General features: G+C 72.4%; 23 protein-coding genes and 1 pseudogene. 12 read left to right on the forward strand and 12 right to left on the reverse strand.

The annotated features are described in order from the left end of the window. Nucleotides 1-193: 193 nt before the first annotated feature. Complete coding sequence (locus ACIGDI_RS07510) at nucleotides 194-1,123, forward strand: glutaminase (RefSeq protein WP_200697760.1); 930 nt, start codon at nucleotides 194-196, stop codon at nucleotides 1,121-1,123. A gap of 13 nt (nucleotides 1,124-1,136) precedes the next feature. Here ACIGDI_RS07510 and ACIGDI_RS07515 read toward each other — a convergent pair whose 3' ends face one another. Further along, complete coding sequence (locus ACIGDI_RS07515) at nucleotides 1,137-1,901, reverse strand: alpha/beta fold hydrolase (RefSeq protein ID WP_399891911.1); 765 nt, start codon at nucleotides 1,899-1,901, stop codon at nucleotides 1,137-1,139. Nucleotides 1,902-2,072: 171 nt separating this feature from the next. On the opposite strand from ACIGDI_RS07515, the gene mptB reads away from it, so the two are divergent. Further along, nucleotides 2,073-3,470, forward strand: a complete 1,398-nt coding sequence (gene mptB / locus ACIGDI_RS07520) for a polyprenol phosphomannose-dependent alpha 1,6 mannosyltransferase MptB (RefSeq protein ID WP_399891914.1) — start codon at nucleotides 2,073-2,075, stop codon at nucleotides 3,468-3,470. After that, nucleotides 3,467-4,804 carry a glycosyltransferase 87 family protein gene (locus tag ACIGDI_RS07525; RefSeq protein WP_399891917.1) on the forward strand — a complete coding sequence of 446 codons (1,338 nt, stop codon included), beginning with the start codon at nucleotides 3,467-3,469 and terminating at the stop codon, nucleotides 4,802-4,804. Before mptB ends, ACIGDI_RS07525 begins: the two co-directional genes overlap by 4 nt. Nucleotides 4,805-4,854: 50 nt before the next feature. On the opposite strand, the pseudogene ACIGDI_RS07530 reads toward ACIGDI_RS07525, so the two are convergent. Both ACIGDI_RS07530 and ACIGDI_RS07535 read right to left on the reverse strand, forming a co-directional pair. Further along, nucleotides 4,855-5,799: pseudogene (locus ACIGDI_RS07530) on the reverse strand (D-alanyl-D-alanine carboxypeptidase family protein); the annotation flags it as partial. 80 nt (nucleotides 5,800-5,879) lie between these two features. Continuing rightward, nucleotides 5,880-6,962, reverse strand: coding sequence for a hypothetical protein (locus tag ACIGDI_RS07535; protein ID WP_399891920.1), 1,083 nt, complete (start codon nucleotides 6,960-6,962; stop codon nucleotides 5,880-5,882). 119 nt (nucleotides 6,963-7,081) lie between these two features. On the opposite strand from ACIGDI_RS07535, the gene ACIGDI_RS07540 reads away from it, so the two are divergent. Then, nucleotides 7,082-7,684 (forward strand): cation transporter, encoded by a 603-nt coding sequence (locus ACIGDI_RS07540; protein WP_399891923.1) that lies wholly within the window; start codon nucleotides 7,082-7,084, stop codon nucleotides 7,682-7,684. Between the two features lie 13 nt (nucleotides 7,685-7,697). Here ACIGDI_RS07540 and rho read toward each other — a convergent pair whose 3' ends face one another. Then, nucleotides 7,698-8,840 carry a transcription termination factor Rho gene (gene rho / locus ACIGDI_RS07545; RefSeq protein ID WP_399891926.1) on the reverse strand — a complete coding sequence of 381 codons (1,143 nt, stop codon included), beginning with the start codon at nucleotides 8,838-8,840 and terminating at the stop codon, nucleotides 7,698-7,700. Between the two features lie 533 nt (nucleotides 8,841-9,373). Here rho and ACIGDI_RS07550 point away from each other — a divergent pair. The 6 genes from ACIGDI_RS07550 to ACIGDI_RS07575 all read left to right on the forward strand — a co-directional run bounded on the left by ACIGDI_RS07550 (nucleotide 9,374) and on the right by ACIGDI_RS07575 (nucleotide 14,546). Next, nucleotides 9,374-10,144 (forward strand): SDR family NAD(P)-dependent oxidoreductase, encoded by a 771-nt coding sequence (locus ACIGDI_RS07550; RefSeq protein ID WP_399891929.1) that lies wholly within the window; start codon nucleotides 9,374-9,376, stop codon nucleotides 10,142-10,144. A 27-nt stretch (nucleotides 10,145-10,171) separates the two neighbouring features. Then, nucleotides 10,172-10,564 carry a VOC family protein gene (locus ACIGDI_RS07555; protein WP_399891932.1) on the forward strand — a complete coding sequence of 131 codons (393 nt, stop codon included), beginning with the start codon at nucleotides 10,172-10,174 and terminating at the stop codon, nucleotides 10,562-10,564. Between the two features lie 11 nt (nucleotides 10,565-10,575). After that, the gene (locus tag ACIGDI_RS07560; protein WP_399891935.1) at nucleotides 10,576-12,108 is read left to right on the forward strand and encodes an MFS transporter; all 1,533 of its coding nucleotides are present in this window, start codon (nucleotides 10,576-10,578) and stop codon (nucleotides 12,106-12,108) included. Between the two features lie 121 nt (nucleotides 12,109-12,229). After that, entirely contained in the window at nucleotides 12,230-12,952 is a 723-nt protein-coding gene (locus ACIGDI_RS07565) for a YciI family protein (RefSeq protein WP_399891938.1), read from the forward strand. Next, on the forward strand, nucleotides 12,952-13,269 hold the full coding sequence (locus ACIGDI_RS07570; RefSeq protein WP_399891941.1) for a YciI family protein: 318 nt from the start codon (nucleotides 12,952-12,954) through the stop codon (nucleotides 13,267-13,269). Before ACIGDI_RS07565 ends, ACIGDI_RS07570 begins: the two co-directional genes overlap by 1 nt. Next, nucleotides 13,266-14,546, forward strand: coding sequence for an RNA polymerase sigma factor (locus ACIGDI_RS07575; RefSeq protein WP_399891944.1), 1,281 nt, complete (start codon nucleotides 13,266-13,268; stop codon nucleotides 14,544-14,546). The genes ACIGDI_RS07570 and ACIGDI_RS07575 overlap by 4 nt, the downstream gene beginning before the upstream one ends. A gap of 249 nt (nucleotides 14,547-14,795) precedes the next feature. Here ACIGDI_RS07575 and ACIGDI_RS07580 read toward each other — a convergent pair whose 3' ends face one another. The 8 genes from ACIGDI_RS07580 to ACIGDI_RS07615 form a co-directional block, all read right to left on the reverse strand. Further along, nucleotides 14,796-15,566, reverse strand: coding sequence for an SDR family NAD(P)-dependent oxidoreductase (locus ACIGDI_RS07580; protein ID WP_399891947.1), 771 nt, complete (start codon nucleotides 15,564-15,566; stop codon nucleotides 14,796-14,798). A 37-nt stretch (nucleotides 15,567-15,603) separates the two neighbouring features. After that, complete coding sequence (locus ACIGDI_RS07585; protein ID WP_200697772.1) at nucleotides 15,604-16,593, reverse strand: LysR family transcriptional regulator; 990 nt, start codon at nucleotides 16,591-16,593, stop codon at nucleotides 15,604-15,606. Nucleotides 16,594-16,745: 152 nt separating this feature from the next. Beyond that, a complete protein-coding gene (locus tag ACIGDI_RS07590; protein ID WP_399891950.1) occupies nucleotides 16,746-17,702 on the reverse strand; it encodes a fumarylacetoacetate hydrolase family protein in 957 nt (318 codons plus the stop codon). Nucleotides 17,703-17,705: 3 nt separating this feature from the next. Then, on the reverse strand, nucleotides 17,706-19,070 hold the full coding sequence (locus tag ACIGDI_RS07595) for an FAD-binding oxidoreductase (protein ID WP_399891953.1): 1,365 nt from the start codon (nucleotides 19,068-19,070) through the stop codon (nucleotides 17,706-17,708). Between the two features lie 8 nt (nucleotides 19,071-19,078). Continuing rightward, the gene (locus ACIGDI_RS07600) at nucleotides 19,079-20,059 is read right to left on the reverse strand and encodes a cyclase family protein (protein ID WP_399891956.1); all 981 of its coding nucleotides are present in this window, start codon (nucleotides 20,057-20,059) and stop codon (nucleotides 19,079-19,081) included. Next, the gene (locus ACIGDI_RS07605; RefSeq protein ID WP_399891959.1) at nucleotides 20,056-21,060 is read right to left on the reverse strand and encodes an amidohydrolase family protein; all 1,005 of its coding nucleotides are present in this window, start codon (nucleotides 21,058-21,060) and stop codon (nucleotides 20,056-20,058) included. Before ACIGDI_RS07605 ends, ACIGDI_RS07600 begins: the two co-directional genes overlap by 4 nt. Continuing rightward, nucleotides 21,057-22,181, reverse strand: a complete 1,125-nt coding sequence (locus tag ACIGDI_RS07610) for an FAD-dependent monooxygenase (RefSeq protein ID WP_399891962.1) — start codon at nucleotides 22,179-22,181, stop codon at nucleotides 21,057-21,059. The genes ACIGDI_RS07605 and ACIGDI_RS07610 overlap by 4 nt, the downstream gene beginning before the upstream one ends. 58 nt (nucleotides 22,182-22,239) lie before the next feature. Beyond that, entirely contained in the window at nucleotides 22,240-22,617 is a 378-nt protein-coding gene (locus ACIGDI_RS07615; RefSeq protein ID WP_399891965.1) for an antibiotic biosynthesis monooxygenase family protein, read from the reverse strand. Between the two features lie 166 nt (nucleotides 22,618-22,783). Here ACIGDI_RS07615 and ACIGDI_RS07620 point away from each other — a divergent pair, with 166 nt between their 5' ends. Both ACIGDI_RS07620 and ACIGDI_RS07625 read left to right on the forward strand, forming a co-directional pair. Further along, entirely contained in the window at nucleotides 22,784-23,758 is a 975-nt protein-coding gene (locus ACIGDI_RS07620; protein WP_399891968.1) for a fumarylacetoacetate hydrolase family protein, read from the forward strand. Beyond that, complete coding sequence (locus tag ACIGDI_RS07625) at nucleotides 23,755-24,690, forward strand: VOC family protein (RefSeq protein WP_399891971.1); 936 nt, start codon at nucleotides 23,755-23,757, stop codon at nucleotides 24,688-24,690. The genes ACIGDI_RS07620 and ACIGDI_RS07625 overlap by 4 nt, the downstream gene beginning before the upstream one ends. Nucleotides 24,691-24,712 lie beyond the last annotated feature (22 nt).

Genomic DNA, 24,712 nt, shown 5'->3' on the forward strand with positions numbered 1-24,712 from the left:
TCTGCTCGATGGACAGCTTCGGACCGTGATCGGCGCGGCCCGCGCCCTTCACCCTGACCTGCCGCGCGCCCGGCGCCGGGGCAGCGCGCGGGGATCGGTCCGAGTCATGCCTGATTGGCCTCCTGCCGGGGCGGGAAAGGGGCCGCACCGGGTCACCGCCGGTCCGCCGTGCGGTCAGCGCCGCGCCTACGGCATGATGAAGATCATGCCCGCGCTGTTCCAACCGGTTCTCGACCGCATCCTGGCGGAGATCGAACGCACCCCCGGCCGCGGCCGGCCCGCCGACTACATCCCGGCGCTCGCCGCCCGCGACCCGCGCCGCTTCGGCATGGCGGTGGCGGAGCTGGACGGCACGGTGCACGGCGTGGGGGACTGGCGGGAGCCGTTCTCCACGCAGTCCATCACCAAGGTCTTCACCCTCGCCCTCGACCTGGCCCGCGAGGGCGACGAGCTGTGGGAGCACGTGGGCCGGGAACCGTCCGGCAACCCGTTCAACTCCCTGGTCCAGCTGGAGTACGAGAACGGCATCCCGCGCAATCCCTTCATCAATGCCGGCGCGCTGGTCGTCACCGACCGCCTGCACACCCGTACCGGCGACGCGGCCGGCGAGCTGCTGGCCTTCCTGCGCGCCGAGAGCGGCAATCCGGCGCTCGACTTCGACAAGGACGTCGCCGCGTCCGAGGCGGGGCGCGGCGACCGGAACGCCGCCCTGGCCCATTTCATGGCGTCCTACGGCAACATCGACAACCCCGTCCCGGTCCTGCTCGACCAGTACTTCCGCCAGTGCTCCGTCACGGCCTCCTGCGCCGACCTCGCCCTGGCCACCACCTTCCTGGCCCGCCACGGCATACGCGCCGACGGCACCCGGCTGCTCACCCGCAGCCAGGCCAAGCAGGTCAACGCCGTGATGCTGACCTGCGGGACGTACGACGCGGCCGGGGAGTTCGCCTACCGGGTCGGCCTGCCCGGCAAGAGCGGCGTGGGCGGCGGCATCATCGCGGTCGTGCCGGGGCGCTGCACGCTGTGCGTGTGGAGCCCCGGGCTCGACGAGCGCGGCAACTCGGTGGCGGGGGTGGCGGCCCTGGACCGCTTCACCACCCTGACGGGCCTGTCGGTGTTCTGAAGCAGGATCGCGCTCAGTCCAGGAACTCGGTCAGCAGCGGCACCAGCACCGAGGTCCGCCGCATCAGGGTCACATGCGTGGTGGCGGGCAGGACGGCCAGCCGTGCCCCGGGGATCAGCGCCTGCATCTGCGCCGCGTGCTCCACCCGTACGAAGTCGTTGTCGCCGATGACCAGGAGGGTGGGCGCGGTCAGCGCGCGCAGGTCGTCGGCGGTCCAGGGCAGTGCCGCGTGGGCCGCGCCCGTGACCTTGGCGAGGAAGTCCTGGAAGTGCTCGGGGTGCGGGGCGACGGCGGCGTACGCCTCGGCCATCTCCTGGAAGTCGGCCTGACTCGGCAGGCGCGGGGAGGCGAAGTCCGATGTGCGGACGTCGTCGTGGTAGCCGTCCTGGCGGTAGTGGGTGGCGGCGAGCACCAGGCGTCCGACGCGTTCGGGGTGGCGTACCGCGATCTCCAGCGCGGTGAGCCCGCCGAGGCTGAAACCGAGGAAGTCGGCCTGCTCGATGCCGAGTTCGTCGAGGAGCGCCAGGACGTCCGAGGCGAGGTTCGCCACCGTCATCTCGCGCGCCGTGTCGGCGGTGCGGCCGTGCCCCTGCAGCTCGGGCGCGACGATCAGCCGGCCGTCGGCCAGCGCGGGCAGCACGGCCGCGAATGACAGTTCGACGGTGTGCACCCCGCCGTGCAGCAGCACCAGGGGGCGTCGTTCGCCGTCGCCCGAGCCGTGCAGTTCGTAGTACATGTGGAGACCGTCGACCTCGGCACGGGCGGAGCTGTCCGGCATCGTCATCACGTCCGTTCGCTGGTGTGTCGTATGCCGGTAGGACCCCTCGACCCCGCGGAACTCATCGCCGCGGCCCCGGGATCACACGCCGGTCACATCCAGGTCCCCGACGCGAGGGCGGCGCGTCAATCTCCGGCCATCCGGCGTTGACACGCTTTCCGAGTGTTGGCCATGGCTTTTCCCGTCGATCTCCGCCGCTGCCAGGTGCTGGGGCTGGCCGGTACCGCCTTCCTCGCGCTCGGTGGCGAGACGGCCGGCGCCCTGCCCGTCGAGGAGCTGCTGGACCCCGCCAACGTGCGCGTGGCGCTGGGGCTGGTCTGCGTGTACTTCGGTGTCGTTCTGCTGATCGCCGCCTGGCTGCTGCTCGGCAGGCTCGTGCGCGGCGCCGAGCCTCCCACGACACGGGCCCTGCTGCTGGTCCTCGCCGTCTGGGCGGCGCCCCTGCTGCTCGCCCCGCCGCTGTTCAGCCGGGACGTCTACAGCTACCTCGCCCAGGGCGCCATGGTCGACGCCCACATGGACGTGTACACATACGGTCCCGCCCACCTCGGCGGCCCGCTCGCCGACGAGGTCCCCGCGCTGTGGCGGCACACGGCGACCCCGTACGGCCCGGTCTTCCTGGGCGTGGCCTCCGCCCTGACGGGCCTGACCCGGGGCGAACTGCCGGCCGGGCTGCTCGGGATGCGACTGGTGGCGCTGCTCGGCGTGGCTCTGATGGCGGCGGCGCTGCCCCGCCTCGCCCGCCACAGCGGCACCGACCCCGCCCAGGCGCTCTGGCTCGGCGCCCTGAACCCGCTGGTCCTGCTGCACCTGGTGGCCGGTGCGCACAACGACGCGATCATGCTCGGGCTGCTCGGCACGGGGCTGGTGGCCGCGCTCGGCCGGTGGCCGGTGCTGGGAGCCGTGCTCGTCACCCTGGCCGCCCTGGTCAAGGCACCCGCGGTGCTCGGTCTCGTGGCGGTCGTCGCGCTCGGTGTCCGCGCGGGCCACGGGCCGGCACGCGCCGTGCTCACGACCGCCGCGGCCGCCGTCGCGACGACCGTCGCCACCACCGCCCTGACCGGTACCGGCTACGGCTGGATAGCAGCGCTCAGAACGCCCGTCTCCCCGCACAACTGGGCGCTGACCAGCCTGCTCGGTCGCGCCACCGCCACGCTGCTCACGAAGGCCGGCAGCGATCTGGCCCCGCTCGCCGTCCCCGCCTGGCAGACCGTCGGCCTCGTCGCCACCGGAGTCGCGATCCTCGTCATATGGAAGCGACGGGGACGACTGACCCCCGTGTACGCGCTCGGCCTCAGCCTGGCCGCCGTGGTCGTCCTCGGCCCGGCGATCCGCCCGTGGTACGCCCTGTGGGGGCTGTTCCTGATCGCCGCGGCTGCGCCCAGCACATCGACAGGGCGTCGTCTGGCGCTGGTCACGGGGGCGGTGGCGTTCCTCGCCCTGCCCAGCGGGGCGCCCGCGGGCACCGACGAACTGGTGCTGGCCGTCTCCGGCGGTCTGCTGGCCGTGGTCGTGCTGTGGCAGGTCCACCTGGCGGCGAGGGCCCCGGCCCTGGGACGCACCGCGTGACGCCCCCCGGCACCGACCGCGGGCGGATCCTGCTGGTCCTGGCAGTCGCCACCGCCGTCACGGCCTTCACCGCGACCGTGCCGCTGCTGCGGGACTGGTTCGACCTACGCGTCTACTACGGCGCCGTCGACACCTGGGTCCACCACGGCGGCCGGCTCTACGACTACCGGGTGCCGGGGACGACGTACGGCTTCACGTACCCGCCGTTCGCCGCGGTCGCCATGCTGCCCATGGCACTCGTCGGGCTGCGCACGGCGATCGTCCTCGCCCTGCTGCTGAACCTGGCGGCCCTGGCACTGATCGTGCACCTGCTGACGGACGGAGCCTGGCGGCGCCTGGGCTGGTTCGGCTGCGCGCTGGGCGCCTGTCTGCTCGCCCTGTTCGAGCCCCTGCGCGACACGTTCAGCTTCGGCCAGGTCAACCTCCTGCTGCTGGCCCTGGTGCTGATCGACGCCCGGCTGCTGCGCACCGGACACGACCGCTGGGCCGGCGTCGGCATCGGCCTCGCGGCGGCGGTCAAACTCACCCCCGCCGTCTTCATCGGCCTGCTGCTGCTCGCCGGCCGTCGGCGGGCGGCCGCCACGGCCGCGGTCGTCGCGTGCGCGGCGACCGCGTTCGCCGCGTGGGTGGCCCCGGGCGCCTCCCGCTTCTACTGGACACGGGCGCTGTGGGACACCGGCCGGGTCGGCCGCCTGGACTACGTCTCCAACCAGTCGCTGCAGGGCGTCCTGGCCCGCCTCGGAGTGACGGACCACGCCGTGTGGGCGTGTGCCGTCCTCGTGGTGCTCGCCGTGTGGGCCCGGCGGACCCGGCGGGCCGTCGCCGCGGGCGACTGGCCGGGCGCCTTCGCCCTCACGGGCCTGACCGCGTGTCTGGTCAGCCCGATCACCTGGGTGCACCACCTGGTGTGGGTGCTGCCTGCGCTCGCCGTGCTGGTCCGCGCCGGGCATCCGCGGACCGCCGGTGCCCTGTACGCGGTGATGTGCACCAGCGTGGTGTGGCTGTGGTTCGACGACGCCTCCGGCATCGACGGATTCCTGGGCGGCAGCACCTATGCGTGGATCACCCTCGGTCTGCTGCTGCGGCTGCCCGTCGGTCAACTCTCCGACGAGCGCGGGCTTCTGCCCCGCAGCACGAGCGCCACGGCACCGGCGCCCAGCGCGGCGGCCCCCGAGATGGCACCGGTCTCCGGCCATCCGGGGCCGCCCTCCGGCACCACCACCGCGGCCACGGGCGCGGCGTGGGGCCCCGGGCGGGGCCGCACCCGCAGCCCGTCCAGCGACCCCACCGGAGCCACCCGCCCGGCCGCTCCGAACCCCCAGTCGAGCAGCTGACGGGCCTCCTCGTAGACGGTGACTCCGCCACCGGCCTGAGGATTCATCACCGTGACGACGAGGGTCCGCCCGCCCCGCCGGGCGGCGGCGACGAGGGTGTTGCCCGCGTTGGTGGTGTAGCCGTTCTTGACGCCGATCAGCCCGCGGTAGGGCTCCACACCGTCCGCTCCGGTCAGCAGCCGGTTGGTGTTCCGGATGCCGTACGACCTCCCGGCGCCGTCCGGGAACTCCGCCTCGGCGGTGCCGCAGTACCGCGCGAAGTCCGCGTTGCGCAGCCCCGACCTGCCGAAGACCGCGAGGTCGTACGCCGACGACACCTGGCCCGGTGTGTCGTAGCCGTCGGGCGACCGCACCTGCGTGTCCAGCGCGCCGAGAGCCCGCGCCTCGGCCTGCATCCGGGCGGCCGTCGTGGCCCAGCCGCCGTTGAGGGCGGCGAGGACGTGCACCGCGTCGTTGCCGGAGTTGAGGAACACCCCGCGCCACAGGTCGGCGACGGTGTACGTGTGTCCCTCGGCGACCCCGACCATGCTGCTGCCGGGTCCGATGCCCGCCAGCTCCTCCTTCCGCACCCGGTGCCGGATGCCGCCCGGCAGGGTCGGCAGCACGGTGAGGGCGAACAGGGTCTTGAGGGTGCTGGCGGGCGGCAGCCTGCGATGCGCGTCGTGCGCGGCGAGCACCTCGCCGCTGTCGGCGTCGGCCACCAGCCACGACAGCGCGGAGACGTCGGGAAGCGCGGGAGCGCCGCGGTCGGGGCGCACGAGAGTGCCGTGCCGGTACAGCAACGAAGGGCGCGGCATCACCGCCGCCCTCGGCCCGCCGGCCGGACCCGGCTTCGACGCGGCGGCGGCCGCGACGGGCGCGAGCGCCAGGACGCCCGCCACACAGACCGCGCAGGTCGCGGCCGCCGCCCGGGGCATGCGGAACGCGACCGCGGTCCCGGGTACACGGAACGCTACCGCGGTTCGAGGCATACGGAAGGAGAATCCGATGGTCATATCATCAACGTAGGAATCGGTCCGGGCGTTCGGGCCGATGGCCGGGCCGGGCCGCGGCCGGGAGCACCCGGATGCCGCACTCACCCGGAGGAGTCGGCGGTCTTCCGGTGCCCTGCCAGCCGCAGCGTCACGACGGCCGCGATCCCCGCGACGACGCCGAAGGTGAGGGCCGCCGGGACGCCGCCGCCGAGCCCGGTCAACAGGGACACCGGCCCGCGTACGGTGTTGGTGTCGTCCATCGCCCAGCGCAGCAGCTCGCTCGCCAGCAGGCCCAGCACGGTCGCGCAGACCGCGCCCGCCGCCATGGCCGGCGCCGTGGTCTCGGTGAGCAGGGCCGGCAGCAGCCGCAGCGCCCACCACACCACGGCGAGCACGAGCACGTCGGCGGCCCGGTACATCAGCCAGTCGCCCAGGGGCGAGGTCGTCGGGTCGCTCCAGGCGCCCAGCAGCAGCCACTCGCGCAGCAGGTCGCCGGGCTCGGACAGCAGCCCCTCGCCGGGGAAGGACGTCTGGATCCAGGCGGCCACCGACTGGTACGAGAGGACCACCAGGGAGAGCGCCACCACGGCCGTCCCGGCGCTCGCCGCCAGACGGGCCGCGAGCGGCGGCACACTCCGCCGGGGCAACGGTTCCGCCTCCTTGTCCATGACACGCGCCACGACCACCGTGACCGGGGCCGTCAGCAGCCCCGCGAACACCGCGACCGGAGCGCCCGATGCGATCACGCCCGCCAACTGCGGCAGCACCCGGAAACTGCCGTGCCCCCGCGAGGCGATCAGCCACGGCGCGGACACCGTCACGGCCAGCGTCGCCGCCACCGGAGCCCAGGCCCACAGCGCGAGCAGCGTGGCCGGTGTGCGGCCCTGCACCGGCGGCAGCCGGCGCAGCAGGAGCAGGGCACCGGCCAGGAAGAACAGGAAAAGTGTCACGAACCTGATCTGCATCGCGGTGCGGTAGAGGTCGGTGTACGGGCCGCCGCCGCCCACCTCCGAGTACGACCAGGGTGAGAGCAGGATTCTGAGCGCGTTCGCGGACTCGATGTCGAACACGTTGCCCGCGCCCTGGAGTTGCAGTGCCTGAACGCTCGCTCCCGCCCACAGCATCAGCAGTGTGAGCAGGGCGCCTCCGGCCAGTGCCGGTATGAGTGCGCGCCGATATGTCATGTGCCGTACCCCCGTGTCGAACCTGTGCTCTGCATGTGCAGGTCAGCCCGAAGGATAAGGGGCGATGATCAGGTGGTGCAGGCACCTGCCGCTCGAACCCCATGACGGAGGAGGATCCCGTGGTGACCAGCGCTGACGACGCCACCCGCCGGGCGCTGGCCCGTCGAGGCCTGGCCCTCGAATACGTCACGCTCGGCTGGAACGTGATCGGCATCGCGGTGCTCGCCGTCGCCGCGGTCTCGGCGCGATCCGTCGCGCTGGCCGGGTTCGGACTGGACTCCCTCATCGAGATCGGCGCATCCGCCGTCGTCGTCTGGGAGTTGTCCGGTACGGGCGAGGAACGGCGGCGCAGAGCAATGAAGTTGATCGGCGCCGGTTTCGCACTGCTGGCGGCGTACTTGCTGGCGCAGTCCACCTGGGTACTGGCGACCGGATTCCGGCCCCGGCACTCGGCGTTGGGTATCGGCTGGACGGCGGTGACGGCCGTCGTGATGTTCGCCCTCGCCGCCGGCAAGGCGCGCACCGGTGAGGCGCTGGACAACCCGGTGCTCAGAACCGAGGGACGGGTCACCCTGATCGATGGGCTGCTGGCCGTCGCCGTCCTCCTCGGCCTTCTGCTCAACTCCCTGGCCGGCCTGTGGTGGGCCGACCCGGCGGCCGGTTACGTCCTGGTCTACTACGCGTTGCGCGAGGTGAGGGACATCTTCTTCGGCGAGCACTGACTCCCGCGGTCCGTCAGCCGGCCGGCAGTGTGGGCTGGATGCGCCGCAGGAAGGCGGCGTTGTCCGGGGTGTCGCGCATGCGCTCCAGAAGGGTCTCCAGGCTCGCCTGCCCGTCCCGCGTCTGCAGGGCGCGCCGCAGACCGCGTACGGCGGTCAACTCGGCCGGGGAGAGCAGGAGTTCCTCGCGGCGGGTGCCGGAGGGGTTGATGTCGACGGCCGGGAAGACGCGGCGCGAGGCGAGTTCGCGGCTGAGCCGAAGCTCCATGTTGCCGGTGCTCTTCAGCTCCTCGAAGAAGTAGTCGTCGGCGCGCGAGCCGGTCTCGACCAGCGCGGTGGCGAGGATCGTGAGCGAACCGCCCTCCTCGGCGAGCCGGGCGGCGCCGAAGAACCGCTTCGGGCCGAGCAGCGCGGAGGCGTCCACGCCGCCGCTGAGCGTACGACCGCTCGACGCGGCCGCGTTGTTGTGCGCCCGGCACAGCCGGGTCAGGGAGTCGAGCAGGATCACGACGTCCTCGCCGGCCTCGACGAGCCGCTTCGCCCGCTCGATGACGAGCTCGGCGAGCGCGATGTGCTGCTTGGGACCCCGGTCGAAGGTGGAGGCGTACACCTCGCCGCGCACGGACCGCCGCATCTCGGTGACCTCCTCGGGCCGTTCGTCCAGCAGTACCACCATCAGGTGGCACTCGGGATGGTTGCCGGCGACGGCGGCCGCGATCTGCTGCAGCAGCACGGTCTTGCCCGTCTTGGGCGGGGCGACGATCAGGCCGCGCTGGCCCTTTCCGACGGGTGAGACGAGGTCGGTGACGCGTCCCGCGAGCCCGGCCGCCGGGTGCTCCAGGCGGATGCGCCGCTGGGGATGCAGCGGGGTGAGGTCGCGGAAGTGCGGGCGGCCGCGGAGTTCGTCGGGCGTGCGCCCGTTGACCCGTACGACCTCGGTGAGCGCCCGCCGGCCGTCGCGCACGCCTTCCACCAGGTCGCCCTTGCGCAGGCCGTGACGGCGGATCAGCGCGGCAGGGACCGGCAGGTCGGAGGGTGTGGAGTGGAGGCTTTCGGTGCGCAGGTGACCCTTTCCGCCCGCGTCGATGTCGAGGACACCGCCGGCGACCTGGGTCTGGGGTTCTTGCCTGACAGGGGGGTGTTCGAGAGTGGTGGTCATGTGGATCGGTCCTTTCGAGGACGAATGGCATGGGACATGCGGGAGGGAGGGGAAGCCGCGAGAGGGAGGCGGACGTGCGCCTTCGGCGGCGGGAACGGCACCTCGATGCGGGGCGGGAACGCGCCGGTCACGAGGTGGTGGTGGGAAGCCGGTGCGCCGGCCGGAGGACGGCGGGCGGGCGGCCAACTGAAGTGGAACTGGCACCGGCGCCCTCAACGGGGCGTACACAAGTGCTAGCAGAAAGGTACCACAGGGGCCGCGGGCCCAAACCGGTCGGCTGCTCACCGGCGTCAACACGGCCGGGGCCCCGACTATTCCGCACCCCCGTGCCGCCGCCGGGTCACAGCGCGACCCGGCCAGCCGACGGCGCCGGGGCTCATACCCGACGGGGTCGGGGCGGATACCCGACGGGGTCGGGGCGCATACCTGCCATACGAACGCCCGATCGCCCCATTTCTTGTTCCGGCCAGAGCCCCTCCCTACGCTGCCACCACCGCACTTCGGCGGGCACGGAACAAGGGGCTTGGGCAATCATGGGGCGACTCGCCGGGAAAATCGCTTTCATCAGTGGAACGGGGGCCGGAATAGGTCGGGCCGCGGCTCAGGTATTCGCCGCGGAAGGCGCCACCGTATTCGGCTGCGACATCGACGAGGAAAGTGCTGCCGAAACCGTGGAAACGGTGGAGAAGGCCGGGGGAGTGATGTGTTCGCTCGCGCCCGTCGACCTGTCCACGCAGGAAGGCGCGCGGCACTGGATCGAGGCCGGGATCGAGGTCTTCGGCGGGATCGACATCCTCTACAACAACGCCTCCGCGCTCCGTAACGGCCCGTTCGAGACGGTGCCGGCCGAGGACTGGTACTTCACGCTCCGCAACGAGCTGGACATCCCCTACTTCTGCACCCAGGCCGCGTGGCCGCACCTGATCGCGCGCGGCGGCGGGGCCGTCCTGAACGTCGCCTCGGTGGCCGCCGTACGCGGTGCGCCGTTCCTGCCGATGGTGCCGCACGGCGCCGCCAAGGGCGGGGTGCTGGCGATGAGCAAGCACCTGTGCGCGGCCGGCGCCCCGCACCGCATCCGCGTCAACACCATCGCCCCGGGCATGACCCGCACCGCCGCGACAGCGCCCTTCCTCGACGACCCGGACGGGCCGAGGGCGCGGCTGGAGGCGCGGATCCCGGCAGGGCGGATCGGCGAGCCCGAGGACATCGCGCGCGCCGCGGCCTTTCTCTGCTCCGACGAGGCCGCCTTCGTCAACGGCGCCAACCTCATGGTCGACGGCGGCGACAGCGCGATGGCGGGCTGAGGGCCCGTGGACTGCCGGCTCGACCACGTGGGCGTCAACGTACGCGATCTGCCCGCCCTGACCGCCTGGTACCGAAAGGCCTTCGGACTGAGGCCCGTCTTCGACTTCCACCTCGACGCGCCCGGGCTGAGCGGCGTCGTCCTGGCCCATCCGCACGGCTGGCGCGTCGAGTTGCTGGCCCGCCCCGGATCCACGTCCGGCCTCAGGGCGCCGGACCCGCTGACCGCGGCCCTCACCGAGGGATACGGGCACTTCGCGGTCACCACCCCCGAACTCGACCCCGTCTATGCGGCCCTGGTGGCGCAGGGAGCGGGCGAGGTCATGAAACCCGGACTTTCTCCCGAGCCCGGAATTCGCATGGCCTGGGTCAGTGACCCCGAGGGAAATCTCATCGAACTCATAGAGAAGAAAGCAGAGTGAGGGCACGCGCGATGACGGAATCGATTTCCTTGAAGAAACTCGACACAGGGACGCTCATAGCGTGCTGTCTCGCGGTCGCCGCGGCACAGCTGTGCATCACGGTGCCGTCGCCGATCAACGGCAATATCCAGGCCGCGTTCGGCGCCTCGGGCTCCCAGGTCGCCTGGGTGACGTCCGCCTTCATTCTCCCCACCGCCATTCTCGAGCTGAATTTCGGAGTGGTCGGCGACCTCTTCGGCCGCAAACGCCTGCTGGTGCTCGGCGGATTCGTCCTCGCCCTCGGTGAACTCCTCAACGCCACCTCCCAGAACATCACCATGCTCTGGATCGGCCAGGGCCTCGCCGGTGTCGGGGCCGCCGCCCTCTTCCCCAGCTCCCTCGCGGTGATCGCCGCCGCCACCCCGGAGGAGAAGGACCGTGCGAAGGCCGTCTCCACGTGGGCGCTGAGCATCTCCCTCGCCTCGGCCGTCGGCCCGCTGTCCTCGGGCGTCCTGGCCACCGTCGCCGACTTCCGCTGGGCGTTCGTGCCGCCGGTCGTCCTCGGGCTGGCCGTGGGCGTCACCTGCTGGGTGCTGGTCACCGACTCCAGGGCGCCCGAGGGCCGCTCCCTGGACTGGCCGGGCCAGATCTCCATCGCCGTCGGCCTGACCGCCCTGCTCTGGGGCATCATCGAGGGCGGCGACCGCGGCTGGAGCAGCCCGGCGATCGTCGGCTCGCTCGCCCTCGCCGCCGTGGCCCTCGTCGGGTTCTTCGTCGCGGAGAAGCGCGCGGCCTCGCCCATGTTCAACCTGGACCTGCTGCGGATCCCGTCGTTCGCCGCCGCGGCCGTCGTCGCCCTGGCCGGCATGTTCGGCTTCATCGGCACCGCCTACTGCGTGTCCATCCGCCTGGGCGCCGTCATGCACCTCGGCGCCCTCAGGGCCGGCCTGCCCTTCGTGATCCTTCAGCTGATCCCGCTGCTGCTGGCGCCCGTGCTGAGCAGGATGCTCACCCGGGTCGAGCCCCGCTGGCTGCTGATGGGCGGACTGCTGCCGATGGCCGCCGGACAGTTCTGGATCGCCGCGCTGCCCGTCACCACCACGTCCCTGGCCGCCTTCATCGGACCCGTGCTGCTGCTCGGCGTCGGCTTCATCTGCGTCGTCTCCTCCCTCACCTCCGCCGCCGTGAACGCCGTACCGATCACCATGACCGGCATGGCCAGCGGCGCCACCAGCCTGGTCCGCGAGTTCGGGCAGGCCCTCGGACCGGCCGTCATCAGCACGGTCGCGATGAGCGCCGCCTCCTCGGTGCTCGTCGGCAAACTCGGCGGCGCCGACGCCGGCATGGAGGCGGCCGCAGGACCGCTCGCCGTCGTCAACGCCGGCAGCGACAGCGCCCGCGCCGCCGCCCAGAACGCCCTCGGCCACGGCATGGCGGTGGGCGTGGTGATCTGCGGCTGCGCCTCCCTGCTGGGCGCCCTGGTCACCCTGCTGCTGGTCCGCGGCAGCACCGCCCGGTCGGCGGTGGGCGCGGGAGAGCCGACGGTGCAGACGGCGTCCGCCTAGTGGCGGTGCGCACGAGAGGCCGGGGCACACGCTCCGGCCTCTCGGCACGCCCGGGTGTCGATTCGGCGCGGTCCCGTTCGTCGGTGGGGTGTAGGAAGCTCATGACGACCGGGAGGACCCCATGAAGTACATGCTGCTCGTCTGCGGCGACGACACCGCCGATGCCTCCGGCATGGCACCCGTCGAGCCCTGGGTGGAGGAACTCGGGGAGCGCGGCGCACGCCTGCACGGCCACCGGCTGGCCCTGCCCGCCGAGGCGGTCACCGTGCGGGTGCGCGGAGGCGAGGTCCTGCGCACCGACGGCCCCTTCGCCGAGACCAAGGAGTACGTCGCCGGATTCGACATCCTGGAGTGCGACAGCATGGAGGAGGCGGTCGAGGCGGCCGCCGCACACCCCGTGGCCACCATCGGTGCCATGGAGGTACGGCCGTTCTGGCCGATGGGCGACGAGGAGGACGCCGAGAGCGCGATCCGCGCCCGCGACACGGAACTCACCGCCGCCTTCCGCGCCCGCGACCTCGACCGCGCGCTGGCCTGCTACACCCCGGACGCGGCCGTCTTCCACCTCGCCGACGGCCGGGAGCGCCAGGGCCTGAAAGCCCACCGGGAGGCCCTGCGGGAGCTGTTCGCGTCCGTCACCGGCCCCGTGACCCGCGAGGTGGTCGACCTGCGCGTCCACGTGGACGAGAGCGTCGGCTTCGCCCACGCCCTGGTCCGGCTGACGGCGGCCCGGGCCGACGGCACACCGCTCGACGAGACACTGCGGGTGACCACCGGCTACCGCGACACCGGCCTGCGCCGGCTGATCACCCACGAACACGCCGTGTCCCTGCGGGGGGCGTGATGAGGTACGCCCTGCTGGTCCGCTGCCCGGCCGGGGGTGCGGAACGGGCGGCGGAGTCCGCATACCCCCCGCCGGACGCACGGGCCGGGCGGGTCACCGACGGCGTACGGCTGCGGCCGGCCGCCGACGCCACCACCGTCCGCGTCCAGGGCGGTGAAGTCCTGCTCGGCGACGGGCCGTTCGCGCACAGCGACGAGGACCTGGCCGCGATCGCCCTCATCGACGTCGACAACCTCGACGAGGCCATCGCCGTGGCAGCCGGGCATCCGTACGCCCGCGACGGCGGTTCCGTCGAGGTACGGCCGGTCTGGGAGTGAGCGCCACGGACGACGTCGAGGCGGCCGTCGCCGCCGCCTTCCGCGAGGAATGGGGCCAGGTCGTCGCCACCCTCATCCGGGTGACCGGCGACTGGGACCTGGCCGAGGAGTGCGCGCAGGACGCCTTCGCCCAGGCCCTCGACCGGTGGCGGCGCGACGGCGTCCCGCGCCGCCCCGGCGCCTGGCTGACCACCACCGCCCGCAACCGCGCCCTCGACGTCCTGCGCCGCAGGGCCGTCGGGGCGGCCAGACTCCGGGAGGCCGCCGTGCTGGCCCGTGACGAGGGGCCGTACGACCCCGAGTACGACCGTGACGACAGCGGCGTCCAGGACGACCGGCTGCGGCTGATCTTCACCTGCTGCCACCCCGCCCTGCCCGTCGAGGCCCGGGTCGCCCTGACCCTGCGCACCCTCGCGGGCCTGACCACGCCGGAGATCGCCCGCGCCTTCCTCGTTCCCGAAGCGACCATGGCCCAGCGCCTGGTGCGGGCCAAGAGGAAGATCCGCAACGCCGGGATCCCCTACCGGGTACCGCCCGCCCACCTCCTGCCCGAACGCACCACCGGCGTCCTGGGCGTGGTCTACCTCCTCTTCAACGAGGGCTACGCCGCCACCTCCGGAGCCGAACTGGTGCGCACCGACCTGTGCGCGGAGGCCGTCCGCCTCGCCCGGCTGCTGGCCCGTCTCATGCCCGACGAGCCGGAGACGCTCGGCCTGCTCGCCCTTCTGCTGCTGCACGACGCCCGCCGGCACACGCGCGTGGACGCCGCCGGCGACCTGCTGACCCTGGAGGACCAGGACCGCACCGCCTGGGACCGGGCCGAGATCGACGAGGGAACCGCACTGGTGGAGACGGCCCTGCGCCGCGGCCGGCCCGGGCCGTACCAGATCCAGGCGGCCATCGCGGCCTGTCACGCCGGCGCCGCCACGGCGGCCGACACCGACTGGGCCGACATCGCCGCGCTCTACGGCGCCCTGCTCAGCTTCGTGCCCTCCGCCGTCGTCCGGCTCAACCGCGCCGTCGCCGTCGGCATGGCCGAGGGCCCGGACGCCGGGCTCGCCCTGGTCGCCGAACTGGAACGCGACGGCGACCTCGCCGACTACCACCTGCTCCCCGCCACCCGCGCCGACCTGCTGCGCCGCGACGGACGCACCGCCGAGGCGGCCGAGGCCTACGAGCGAGCCCTGGAACTCGTGGAGAACGACACCGAACGGAGGTTCCTGGCAAAGCGGCTCGCCGAGTGTCGATCCGCCGGGGGGCGTTCGTCGGTGGGGTGAGACCACTCACCACGAGACCGCTCACCGCGAGACCACTCACCACGAGAGTGCTCACCACGAGAGTGCTCACCACCGAGGAGACCGTGATGCGTACGCCCCGATCCACCCGACTCCGCCGAGCCCTCGCCGCGCTCCTGCGCGCCTCCCACAACCCCGGCACCCCGGACATCTGGCTGGCCGGGCCCCGCCTCGGAGGCTGACGGCGACGGCGTTCGCCGGCGTTCGCGCTGCCCGCCGGCCGGCCCGCCGCTAGCCCGCGTCCAGCTCGTTCGTGATGGCCTTGACGCCGCCGTGCGCCGTGTAGCCGCCGTCGACCGTGATCTCGGCGCCGTTGACGTAGGAGGCCTCGTCGGAGAGCAGGTAGACGACCAGGGGGGCGACCTCGTCGACGGTGCCACCGCGGCCCTGGGGGGTCATCGAAAGGTGGGCCCGGACGAACACCGGGTTGGCGGACTCCATCAGCGGGGTGTCGATGTAGCCGGGATGGACCAGGTTGGTGCGGATGCCGCGCGGGGCCAGTTCCAGGGCCGCCACCTTCGACAGGCCCCGCAGCGCCCACTTGCTGGCCGTGTACGCCACCGCGTGGTGCGCCGTCAGGGCGGCGACCGAGCCGACGTTCACGATGGAGGAGCCGCGTGGCATCAGCGGTGCCAGGGCCTGGATGCCGAGCAGGGCGCCGGTCGTGTTGACCGCGAACGCCCGGTTCCAGTCGGCGAGTTCGACCTCGCCGAGCCGGGCCCGCATGGGGATGCCGGCGTTGTTCACCAGCCCGTGCACGTCCCTCAGGGAGGCGGCCAGCGCCGACCAGTCCTGAGGCGACGACACGTCCAGGTGCCGGTAGGTCACGTCCAGACCGTCCGCGCGCGAGGACGCGGCCAGCTTCTCGCCCGTCTCGTCCAGCACGTCGGTGGCGATCACCCGCGCGCCCTCCCGGGCCGCCGCCGTCACCTCCGCGGCTCCCTGCCCCTGTGCGGCCCCGGTGACGACGACGGTTCGCCCCGCCAGACGCGTACGGCTCACGGCTCCTCCAGCAATTGCGGGATGTCTCCCGTCCACGCTAGGAAGCCGCGGTCAGCTCCGGAAACGCGTGTTCGCCATGGCTGGCATCCGTGGCCGCGATCTCCTCGGCCGGCGTCGACGGTTCCTCCAGCGAGGCGCCGACCCGGCGGACCGTCTCGCGCAGCCACCGGTGAGCGGGGTCGGAGTGCCGGTTGTGGTGCCAGTACATGGCCTCCACCAGCGGCACGTCCGGGAACGGCGTCGGTACGACGGCACAGCGCGCGAAACGCTCGTAGCGCCGGGCGAGCCGCTCGGGCACCATCGCGACCAGGTCCGTGCCGCTGACCAGGAACGGCAGCACGCTGAATCCGGGCGTGCTGACCTGCACCCGCGGCGTGATGCCGAGGGTCTCCAGCTGGCGTTCGGCGGGCGTGTGGCTCTTGCCGATCGCGCACGCGGCGTGCGGCATCTCGGCCAGGTCGCGCAGGCCCAGCCGCCCGTCCCGCACACGCGGGTTGTCGGGGTCGACCAGGCACACGAACCGGTCGTGCATCACCGCCTCGCTGACCCCGGGCAGCTGATAGCCCAGCGGCACGATCATCAGGTCGTGGCAGCGCAGATGGGTCTCGTTCTCCAGCTGCCCGTCCACGATCGGGTGGAAGTCGATGCGGACCCCGGGCGCCTCCTCGGCGATCACCCGCAGCAGCGGCTCGACGAGCACGGTCATCACGTAGTCGGACATCACCACCGAGAAGCGCTGCCGGCTGCGCCGCGGGTCGAAGTGGCGGGTCAGCGACAGCGCCTCCTCCGCCTTGTGCAGCGAGGCCTGCACCACCGGCAGCAGCCGCTCCGCCAGCGGCGTCAGCTCGTACTCCCGGCCGACCCGCACCAGCAGCTCGTCGTTGAAGTGGCGGCGCAGCCGGGCAAGCGAGCCGCTCATCGCGGACTGGCTGGTGGACAGGCGGACACCCGCATGGGTGACGTTCTTCTCCTCCAGGAGGGCTTCCAGCGCCACCAGAAGATTCAGGTCGATTGCTCCGAGACCCATGGGGTTCCTTCCGGCCGCGTCGTCGAAGTCGGTGAAATCGGAGCGTAACGACGGGTCGGCGGTCGAGGAAGAGCCCCGGGGAGAAGTCACAGGGATCCGATAACAACCATCGGATCCCCGTATACGTGCAGGTCAGAGTGGCAGCGGTAGCGCTACGGCCGGGGTGTGCGGCCGCGCTTGCGGGCCCTGGGGAGGTAGACCTCCGTGCGCCCCGGCACGATTCGATTGGATACGCGGCCGAGCCGTTCCACGTCGAGGGTCACCTCGTCGCCCGGCCTCAGCGGCGGCGGGGTCCGCTCGCCGATCCGGCCCCAGAACTCCGCCAGCGCGCCCCAGCCGCACGTTCCCGAGCCCAGGACGTCTCCCGGCCGCACCCAGGTGTCCCGGGCCGCGTAGGCGAGCATCTCCTCGAACGTCCACGAGCAGTTGGCGAGCGTGTCGCGGCCGATCAGCTCGCCGTTGAGGGTGACCGTCATCTCCAGGTCGAGGAAGCCGTCGACGTCCCGCCGGTCCTCCACCTCGTCCGCGGTGACCAGGAACGGGCCGAGGGTGTTGGCGAAGTCCTTGCCCTTGGAGAAGCCCAGTCCCAAATTCTTCTCGGGTTTCTGCAGGTCGCGTGCCGACCAGTCGTTGAAGACGAGGTAGCCGACGATGTGCTCGCGCGCCTGCCCCGGGGTGAGGTCGCGGCCGGCCCGGCCGACGACGGCGCCCACCTCCAGTTCGAAGTCGAGGACCGAGCAGCCCGCCGGGACCGGCACGTCGTCGTGCGCGCCGTAGGCGGCGTGCGGGTTGGTGAAGTAGAAGTTGGGCGCCCGGTACCACTCCTCGGGCACCCGCTCCAGCCCGTCCAGGGACTTCGAGACGCCCTCGATGTGGGCTTCGAAGCCGACGAAGTCCCGGATCGACGACGGCTTCAGCGGGGGCAGCAGCCGTACCTGCTCCACCGTCAGGTCGCTCGGGTCCTGGAGGGCCTCGACTCCGGCGGCGTGCAGGACCTCCCGCTCGACCAGGTCGAGGACGGTGACCCCGCCGGGCAGCGGGTGGATCACTCCGTCCCGCACCACTCCGGCACGCTCCTCTCCCCGGTACTCGTATGTCGCGAAACGCATGCCTCAGTGCTCCCAGTGGTTGGTGTTGGTGACGGCCCCTGTGCTCAGGTAGCCGGCGAACAGGCCCTTGGGGTCGCGGTCCGCGCGGATCTCCTGCAGCCGCCGCCACTGTCCGTCGCCCATGAACCGCAACTGGCGGACGGTGAAGTCGGAGTCGCCGAGGTACTGCCCGGCGGTCACCGGCCGCATCGCCGCCATCGCCCCGTCCAGCCAGGCGCGCAGCTCCGCGTCGCGCTCGGGTTCGTCGTGGACGACGTAGGTGGCGCAGTAGATCTCGGACTGCAACGAGAACGCCATGTCGGGCAGTCGGCGCAGCGGGGCCATGGAGAGCCAGATGGTGAAGGTCTGCCGGGTGGGATGCTCGGTGAACGCCTTGCGGATCGCCGGCACGACGTCCTCGGCCGGTCCGGTCAGCCAGGCGTTGTCGACGAGGTAGCGGTGGCCCTCGGGGTTGGCGGCGCGCTGACCCGCCAACTGATCGGCGATCGTCGTGGGTCGGGCCTCGACGCGGAACAGGGCCCGGTCCGCGCAGGGATTGGCGTGCAGCGGGGCCAGCGCCTCGGCGGCCTGCTCCGGGGTGTCGGTCATCGACACACCCGTGACCAGCAGCACCGGCTCGTCCAGGCCGGGCGGTGTCTGTGTGAGCGCGACGATCTCCACGAGGTCCGACACCGTGTGGTGCATGCCGTGCAGCCAGGTCATGACCTCGTCGAACAGATCGAGCGGGTACGCGTGCACGGTGTGGCCCAGATGCTTCGGCAGAGGGCGGGTGCGCAGGTGGAAGCGGGTCACGACACCGAAGAAGCCGGGGCCCGCGCCGCGCGCCGCCCAGAACAGGTCGCTGTTGCGCGTCTCGTCCGCGCGCACCGGCTCGCCCTCGGCGGTGACCACGTCGATGGCCACGATGTTCTCCGCCGCCCAGCCCCAGCCGCGCGCGTTCCACCCCTGTCCGCCTTGCAGGAGGAAGCCGCCGATGCCGACGGAGGGGCAGTGGCCGCCGTTGAAGAAGCGCCCGAACCCGGCGAGATACGGGTTGAGTTCGTCGCCGCCCTTGACGCTGGGCGTCGCGCAGACGACCCCGGTCTCCGGGTCGTACGCCATCTCGCGGAACCCCCCGAGGTCGATCAGCAGGGCGTCCCGGCGCACCGACCACGCGGCCCAGCTGTGGCCGCCGGAGCGGACGGCGACCTGCCAGCCGCGCTCCAGGGCGAGGCGCACACCCTCGACGACGTCCTCCTCCGTCCGTGCCTCCAGTACGGCGGCGGGCATCCGGTCGACCGGGCGGCGGGCGTTGAACACCCGCCCGAAGCACGCCTCTTCGAAGTCGTCGTCGCCGGGGAGGTGCAGGGTGCCGGAGAATCGGTTCATGTCGGTGCTCACTTGATCGCGATCGGGTTGACGGGGGCGCCCACCGCTCCGGTGACCGGCAGCGGCGCGGCGACCAGCAGGAACTCGTAGACGCCGTCGGCCGCGCAGTCCTCGGCCAGTGCCTCCGGGTCCCACATCTCGCCCAGTGGCAGGCCCATGTTGGGGATGGCGATCTGGTGCAGCGGGGACATCGCGGGCTCCGCGAACTCGTACGGCCGCACCTCCAGCCCCCAGGTGTCGGAGGCGATCGCCGCGATCTCGGTACGGTGCAGCCAGTCCAGGGTCGTGAAGGACAGGCCCGGCGCGTCGCCGGCCGCGTACGTGCCCCAGTCGCCGAGGCGTCGTACGCGTCCGATCTGGCCGGTGCGCAGCAGTACGAGATCGCCGCGGCGGACGGTCGAGGTGGCGCCCTGGGCCTCGATCGTGGCGCGCAGATGCTCCTCCAGGACGGGAAATCCGTGGGGCAGTTCGCCGTGCTCGTCGCCCACGGCGCGACCCACGTCGAGGAGGACCCCGCGGCCGGTGAAGGCGTCCCGCATGTGCTCGATGCCGGTGACGGAGTCGCCGTCGCCGCCCACGATGGTGCACGGACGGCCGTTCCAGGCCTGTTTGTTGTCGTAGATGTGCCCCAGCCCGTCCCACTGCGTGGAGGCCTGGAGCGGCATCACGACATGGTCGTCGGCGCCGCCGAAGCCGTGCGGGAAGCCCTGCGTGCCCGCCGCCGCGTCGGAGCCGGTGTCCTTCATGTAGTGCACGGGGTTGATGCGGCCGCGGAAGCCGCGCTGCGGCCCGTCCTCGTTGAACTCCAGGGCCAGGGAGAACGAACGCCCCCGGCGGACCAGGCTCGCCGCGTGGGCGCGGATGGCGTCGTCGATGAAGTTGAGCGTGCCCAGCACGTCGTCCGCGCCCCAGCGGCCCCAGTTCCGGTACGCGGCACGGGCCTTGGCGAGCTCTTCCTCGATGGGGCCGAGGTGGGTGCGGGGGGTCATCCGGTACGTCCTTTCAGCAGCAGGTCGAGGGCGTTGCCCCCGGCGATCGCGGCACGGTCGGCGGGGGCGAGGCCGGCGGCGTCGAGTCGGGCCAGCGGGTCGGCGACGCCCATGTCGAAGGGGTGGTCCGTGCCGAGCACGACCCGGTCGGCGCCCGCCTCCTCCACGAGGTGGCGCAGGGCGCGCGGGGTGTAGACGAGGGCGTCGAACCACATGCGCCGCAGGTAGGTGCTCGGCGGCTCGGCGCAGCCGCGCGCGTCCTCGCGCACCCGCCAGGCGTGGTCGGAGCGCCCGACGTACATGGGCAGATAGCCTCCGCCGTGCGCGGCCACCAGCTTCAGGCGCGGGTACCGGTCCAGGACGCCGCCGAAGATCAGGTGGGAGAGCGCGATGGTCGTCTCGACGGGCTGCCCGACGGTGTTGCCGAGGTAGTGAGCGGCCAGCCGCCCGCCCAGCGAGCAGCCCCACGGGTGGACGAAGACGACCGCACCCGACTCCTCGGCCTTCCGCCAGAGTTCGTCGTGGCGTGGGTCGGCGAGCTCCCGTCCCTCGACGGTGGTGGAGACGCTGATGCCGTACAGGCCGTACTCGGTGACCGCCCGGTCCAGCAGCGCCACCGCGAGGTCGGGATGCTGCAGAGGCACGGTGCCCAGCCCGTACAGCCGCCCCGGCGCGCGGGCGCAGTGCTCGGCCACCGCCTCGTTGACGGTACGGGCGAGAGTCGCGGCGAGGCCGGGGTCCGCCCAGTAGTGGTGCATCGGCATCGGGCCGACCACCTGCAGGTCGACGCCCATCGCGTCCAGGTCCGCGAGGCGCTCGGAGACGTTCGTCAACCTGCCCGCCAGCCGCTGGAGTTGGCGCCGGTTCGCAGCCAGTGAGGCGAGGGAGTGAGCGCGCTGCTCGGCCGCCAGCTCGGCGGCCAGACCCGGCGTCCCCGCGACCAGGGCGTCGGCGGCCGGGACCGCCAGATGGCCGTGGAAGTCGACGACGGGCGTGCTCATGCCGCCGCCGTCAGCGACTGGAGGGTCTCGGACATGATGCGGGCGGGGTCGGCGCCCGGCGTCCCCGGATGGATCTCCCACTCGGCCAGCTGCAGGGAGTTGCGCAGCACCATCCGCACCCGGGGCAGCCGGCGGGACATGAAATGCTGCAGCGCCCGCTCCAACGGCCCGTCACCGGTGACCAGTTCGGCCAGCAGGACCGCGTCCTCCAGGCACATCGCGGCACCCTGCGCGATCAACGGCGGACAGGCGTGCGCCGCGTCGCCGATGACCAGCGCCCGACCGCGGTACCACGGCTCGTCCACGAGCACCGCCTCGATCCAGCGGTAGTCGACCGGCGTGTTTTTTGGCAGCGAGTCGACGACCCGGCCCCAGGTACCGCCGTAACCGGCACCGCGCTCGCGCAACAGTGACAGCGGGGCACGCGGACCGATCAGGGAGGCGTCGAGGTTCTCGTCGAGGAGGTAGGCGTAGCACTGGTCGGCGGAGATGGGGCTGTAGCCGGCCTTGAAGCGCGGACCGCCGTAGTACACCTCGGCGCAGTCCATCTCTGCCGGGCGCTCGCCGACCACCCGGAAGATCGACATGCCGACCGGGCGGGGCCGCTGCGGGAGGCCGATGAGCGCGCGCATCGCCGAGTTGATGCCGTCGGCGCCGACCACGAGGTCGTAGCGGCCGGTGGTGCCGTCGGTGAAGGTGACGTCCACGTGACCGGGCGACTGGTCCAGGTGGACCACGGACAGGCCGAGGCGGACCTGTACCCCTCGCGCGTACACCTCGTCGCACAGCGCGTCCTGCAGGTCCGAGCGGAGCGCGCCCGCGGTGGAGGGCAGGTCGGAGCCGCCGGTGTGCGGGGTCGGCAGCTCGGTGATCAGCGAGCCGTCGGCACGCCGCAGCCGCATGAAGTCGAACGGCACCGCCCGGGCCAGCACCCGGTCCAGCACGCCCACCGAACGCAGGGCCTTGAGCGCGTTGCCCTGCACGGTGATGCCGTGGCCCACACCGAACCACTGCGGGGAGATCTCGACCAGGTCGACGTCGGCGCCGCGCCGGGCGAGGGCCAGGGACAGCACGCTTCCGGTGATGCCGCCGCCGACGACGAGCACCTTGTGTACGGGCATGGGCGATCCTTGCGAAAGTGACGGAAAGGGGAGCCGGGGCCTGTCGCTCGGACAGGACCTAGCCGGAGAAGCGCGGGCCCAGCTCGTGGTAGTGCTCGACGACCGGCGGCTCGGCGAAGAACGGCCCGACCAGGGCCCGCCAGCGGGCGAAGCGGTCGGAGCCGCGGAAGCCGACCGTGTGTGCCTCGACCGACTCCCAGCCGACCAGCAGCAGAAAGGCGCGCGGGCGCTCCGCGCACCGCAGCAGCTCGGCCCAGCGGAACCCGTCGGCTTGAGCCAGCACCGCACGGGCCGTGCCGAAGACCTCCTGGAACTCCGCCTCCCTGCCGGCCTCCACGATCAGCCGGGCATGCTCGACCACCACGTCGTTCTCCTCGGGGTTGGGGGTGCTCCGAGCCTGGGCGGCGGCGGGTGCGGGGTCAACGGATCGAGGCATCGGCAAGGGGGACGTCATCCATCCCGTACGGCGATGGAGGCGCAGTTCAGGCGCCGGACAGCCGTCGACGGGCCGGTGATGGCAGGCATCGCGAACGGCCATTTCCGCCCTCCGTCCGCGGTGCCTAGCGTCGATGACGACCCCACCCCTACGAGGAGAGCCGCCTGTGCCCGATCAACTCACCCATGCCGGACCCTTCGCGCTCGGCACCTTCGCGAGCGGTTCCGGCGCCTTCCCCGGCCTGGTCACCGGTGCCCGGGTCCGCGACCTGTCCGATCAGGCGCCCTCCGTACGGGCCCTGCTCGATGCCTGGGACACCTGGCTGCCCCGCCTGCACGACCTCGCCGGGTCGGCGGACGGCACGGCGGACGGCACCTGGCACGACCTGGCCGGCCTGCGCGTCCTCGCCCCGCTGGAGCCCGGGCAGATCCTGCAGAGCGGCGCCAACTACCGCAAGCACGTGGTCGATCTGGTCGCCGCGGAGAAGGAGAGCGTGCACGGCGCCACCCCCGAGGAGGCCCGAGCCGACGCCGAGCGGATGATGGACGAGCGGGCCCGCGACGGCGTGCCGTACGTCTTCCTCGGCTCACCGCGCGCGATGTGCGGCCCCTACGACGACATCGTGCTGCCCCGGCTCGGCGAGCAGCACGACTGGGAGCTCGAACTCGCCCTCGTCATCGGCAGGCAGGGCAAGGACATCGCCGCCGAGGACGCGATGGAGTACGTCGCCGCCTACACCGTCTGCAACGACCTCACCACCCGCGACCGCCTCTACCGGCCCGACCTGAAGGCCATCGGCACCGACTGGTTCACCGCCAAGAACGCCGACACCTTCCTGCCGACCGGCCCCTTCCTCGTCCCCGCCGCCTTCGTCGGCGACCCGAACGACCTGCGCATCACCCTGCGCCACAACGGAGTCGTCCGCCAGGACGAGTCCACCAAGGACATGATCTTCGACATTCCGCGGCTCGTCGCGTACGTCTCCACGACCACCACGCTGCGCCCCGGCGACCTGCTGCTGACCGGTTCCCCGGCCGGCAACGGCGCGCACTGGGGCGTGTTCCTGGCACCCGGGGACGTCCTGGAGGCGGAGATCACCGGTCTCGGCCGGCAGCGCAACACCGTCAGGAGCCACCCATGAGCTTCCAGCCCATCACCCATCTGCGCCATGTCGACCTGGCCGTACCGGACTTCGAGCGGCAGCGCGCGTTCTACGGCACCACCTGGGGGCTGACCGAGATCGCCGACGACAGCGGCATCGCTTTCTTCGCCGCCGAGGGCAGCCCGGAGCAGTACGTCGTGCGCATCCGCGCGGACCGGCGGAAGCGGATGGACCTCGTGGCCTTCGGGGCCGTCTCGCCGGGCGCGGTGGACGAACTGGCGGCGCGGCTCGGCCGGGCCGGAGTCCAACTCGTGCATGAACCAAGGGCGTTGGACACGCCGGGCGGTGGATACGGCCTGCGGTTCTTCGACCCGGACGGGCGTGTCGTGGAGGTCTCGGCCGACGTCGAGACCCGCGCCCACCGGAAGATCGAGGAACGCGAGGCCGTACCGGTGAGGCTCTCGCACTGCGTGGTCAACTCCCAGAACCCTGAAGGGCTTCGGGACTTCTATGTGCGGCACCTCGGATTCCGGCTCACCGACACGCTGTACTCCACGCACATGGGCGACCTGATGTACTTCCTGCGGTGCAGCCCGCTGCACCACTCCTTCGCCATCGCCCGCGGCCCCCATGTCTCCCTGCACCACGCCTCGTTCGAGATGCGCGGCGTGGAGGAGTACATGCGCGGCACCGGACGGGCGCTGCGCGCCGGGACACGGCTGACCTGGGGGCCGGGACGGCACCTCGCGGGCGACAACACCTTCTCCTACTTCCACGACCCGCACGGCAACACCGTCGAGTACACGACCGAACTCGCCGTGCTCGAAGAGGACCTGTGGCATCCGGGCCGGCACGACGTCGACGACCCCGTCACCCAGGACCAGTGGGGCACCGCCGACCCGATGAGCGAGTCGGTCGCCAAGGAGCAGTTCAACGACCCCGACGTGCTCTTCGAAGCACCGCCCGTCTGACCGACCACATCCGAGAAAGGCC

Source organism: Streptomyces sp. NPDC085900 (assembly GCF_044540925.1).
GTDB classification, from domain to species: domain Bacteria; phylum Actinomycetota; class Actinomycetes; order Streptomycetales; family Streptomycetaceae; genus Streptomyces; species Streptomyces gilvifuscus.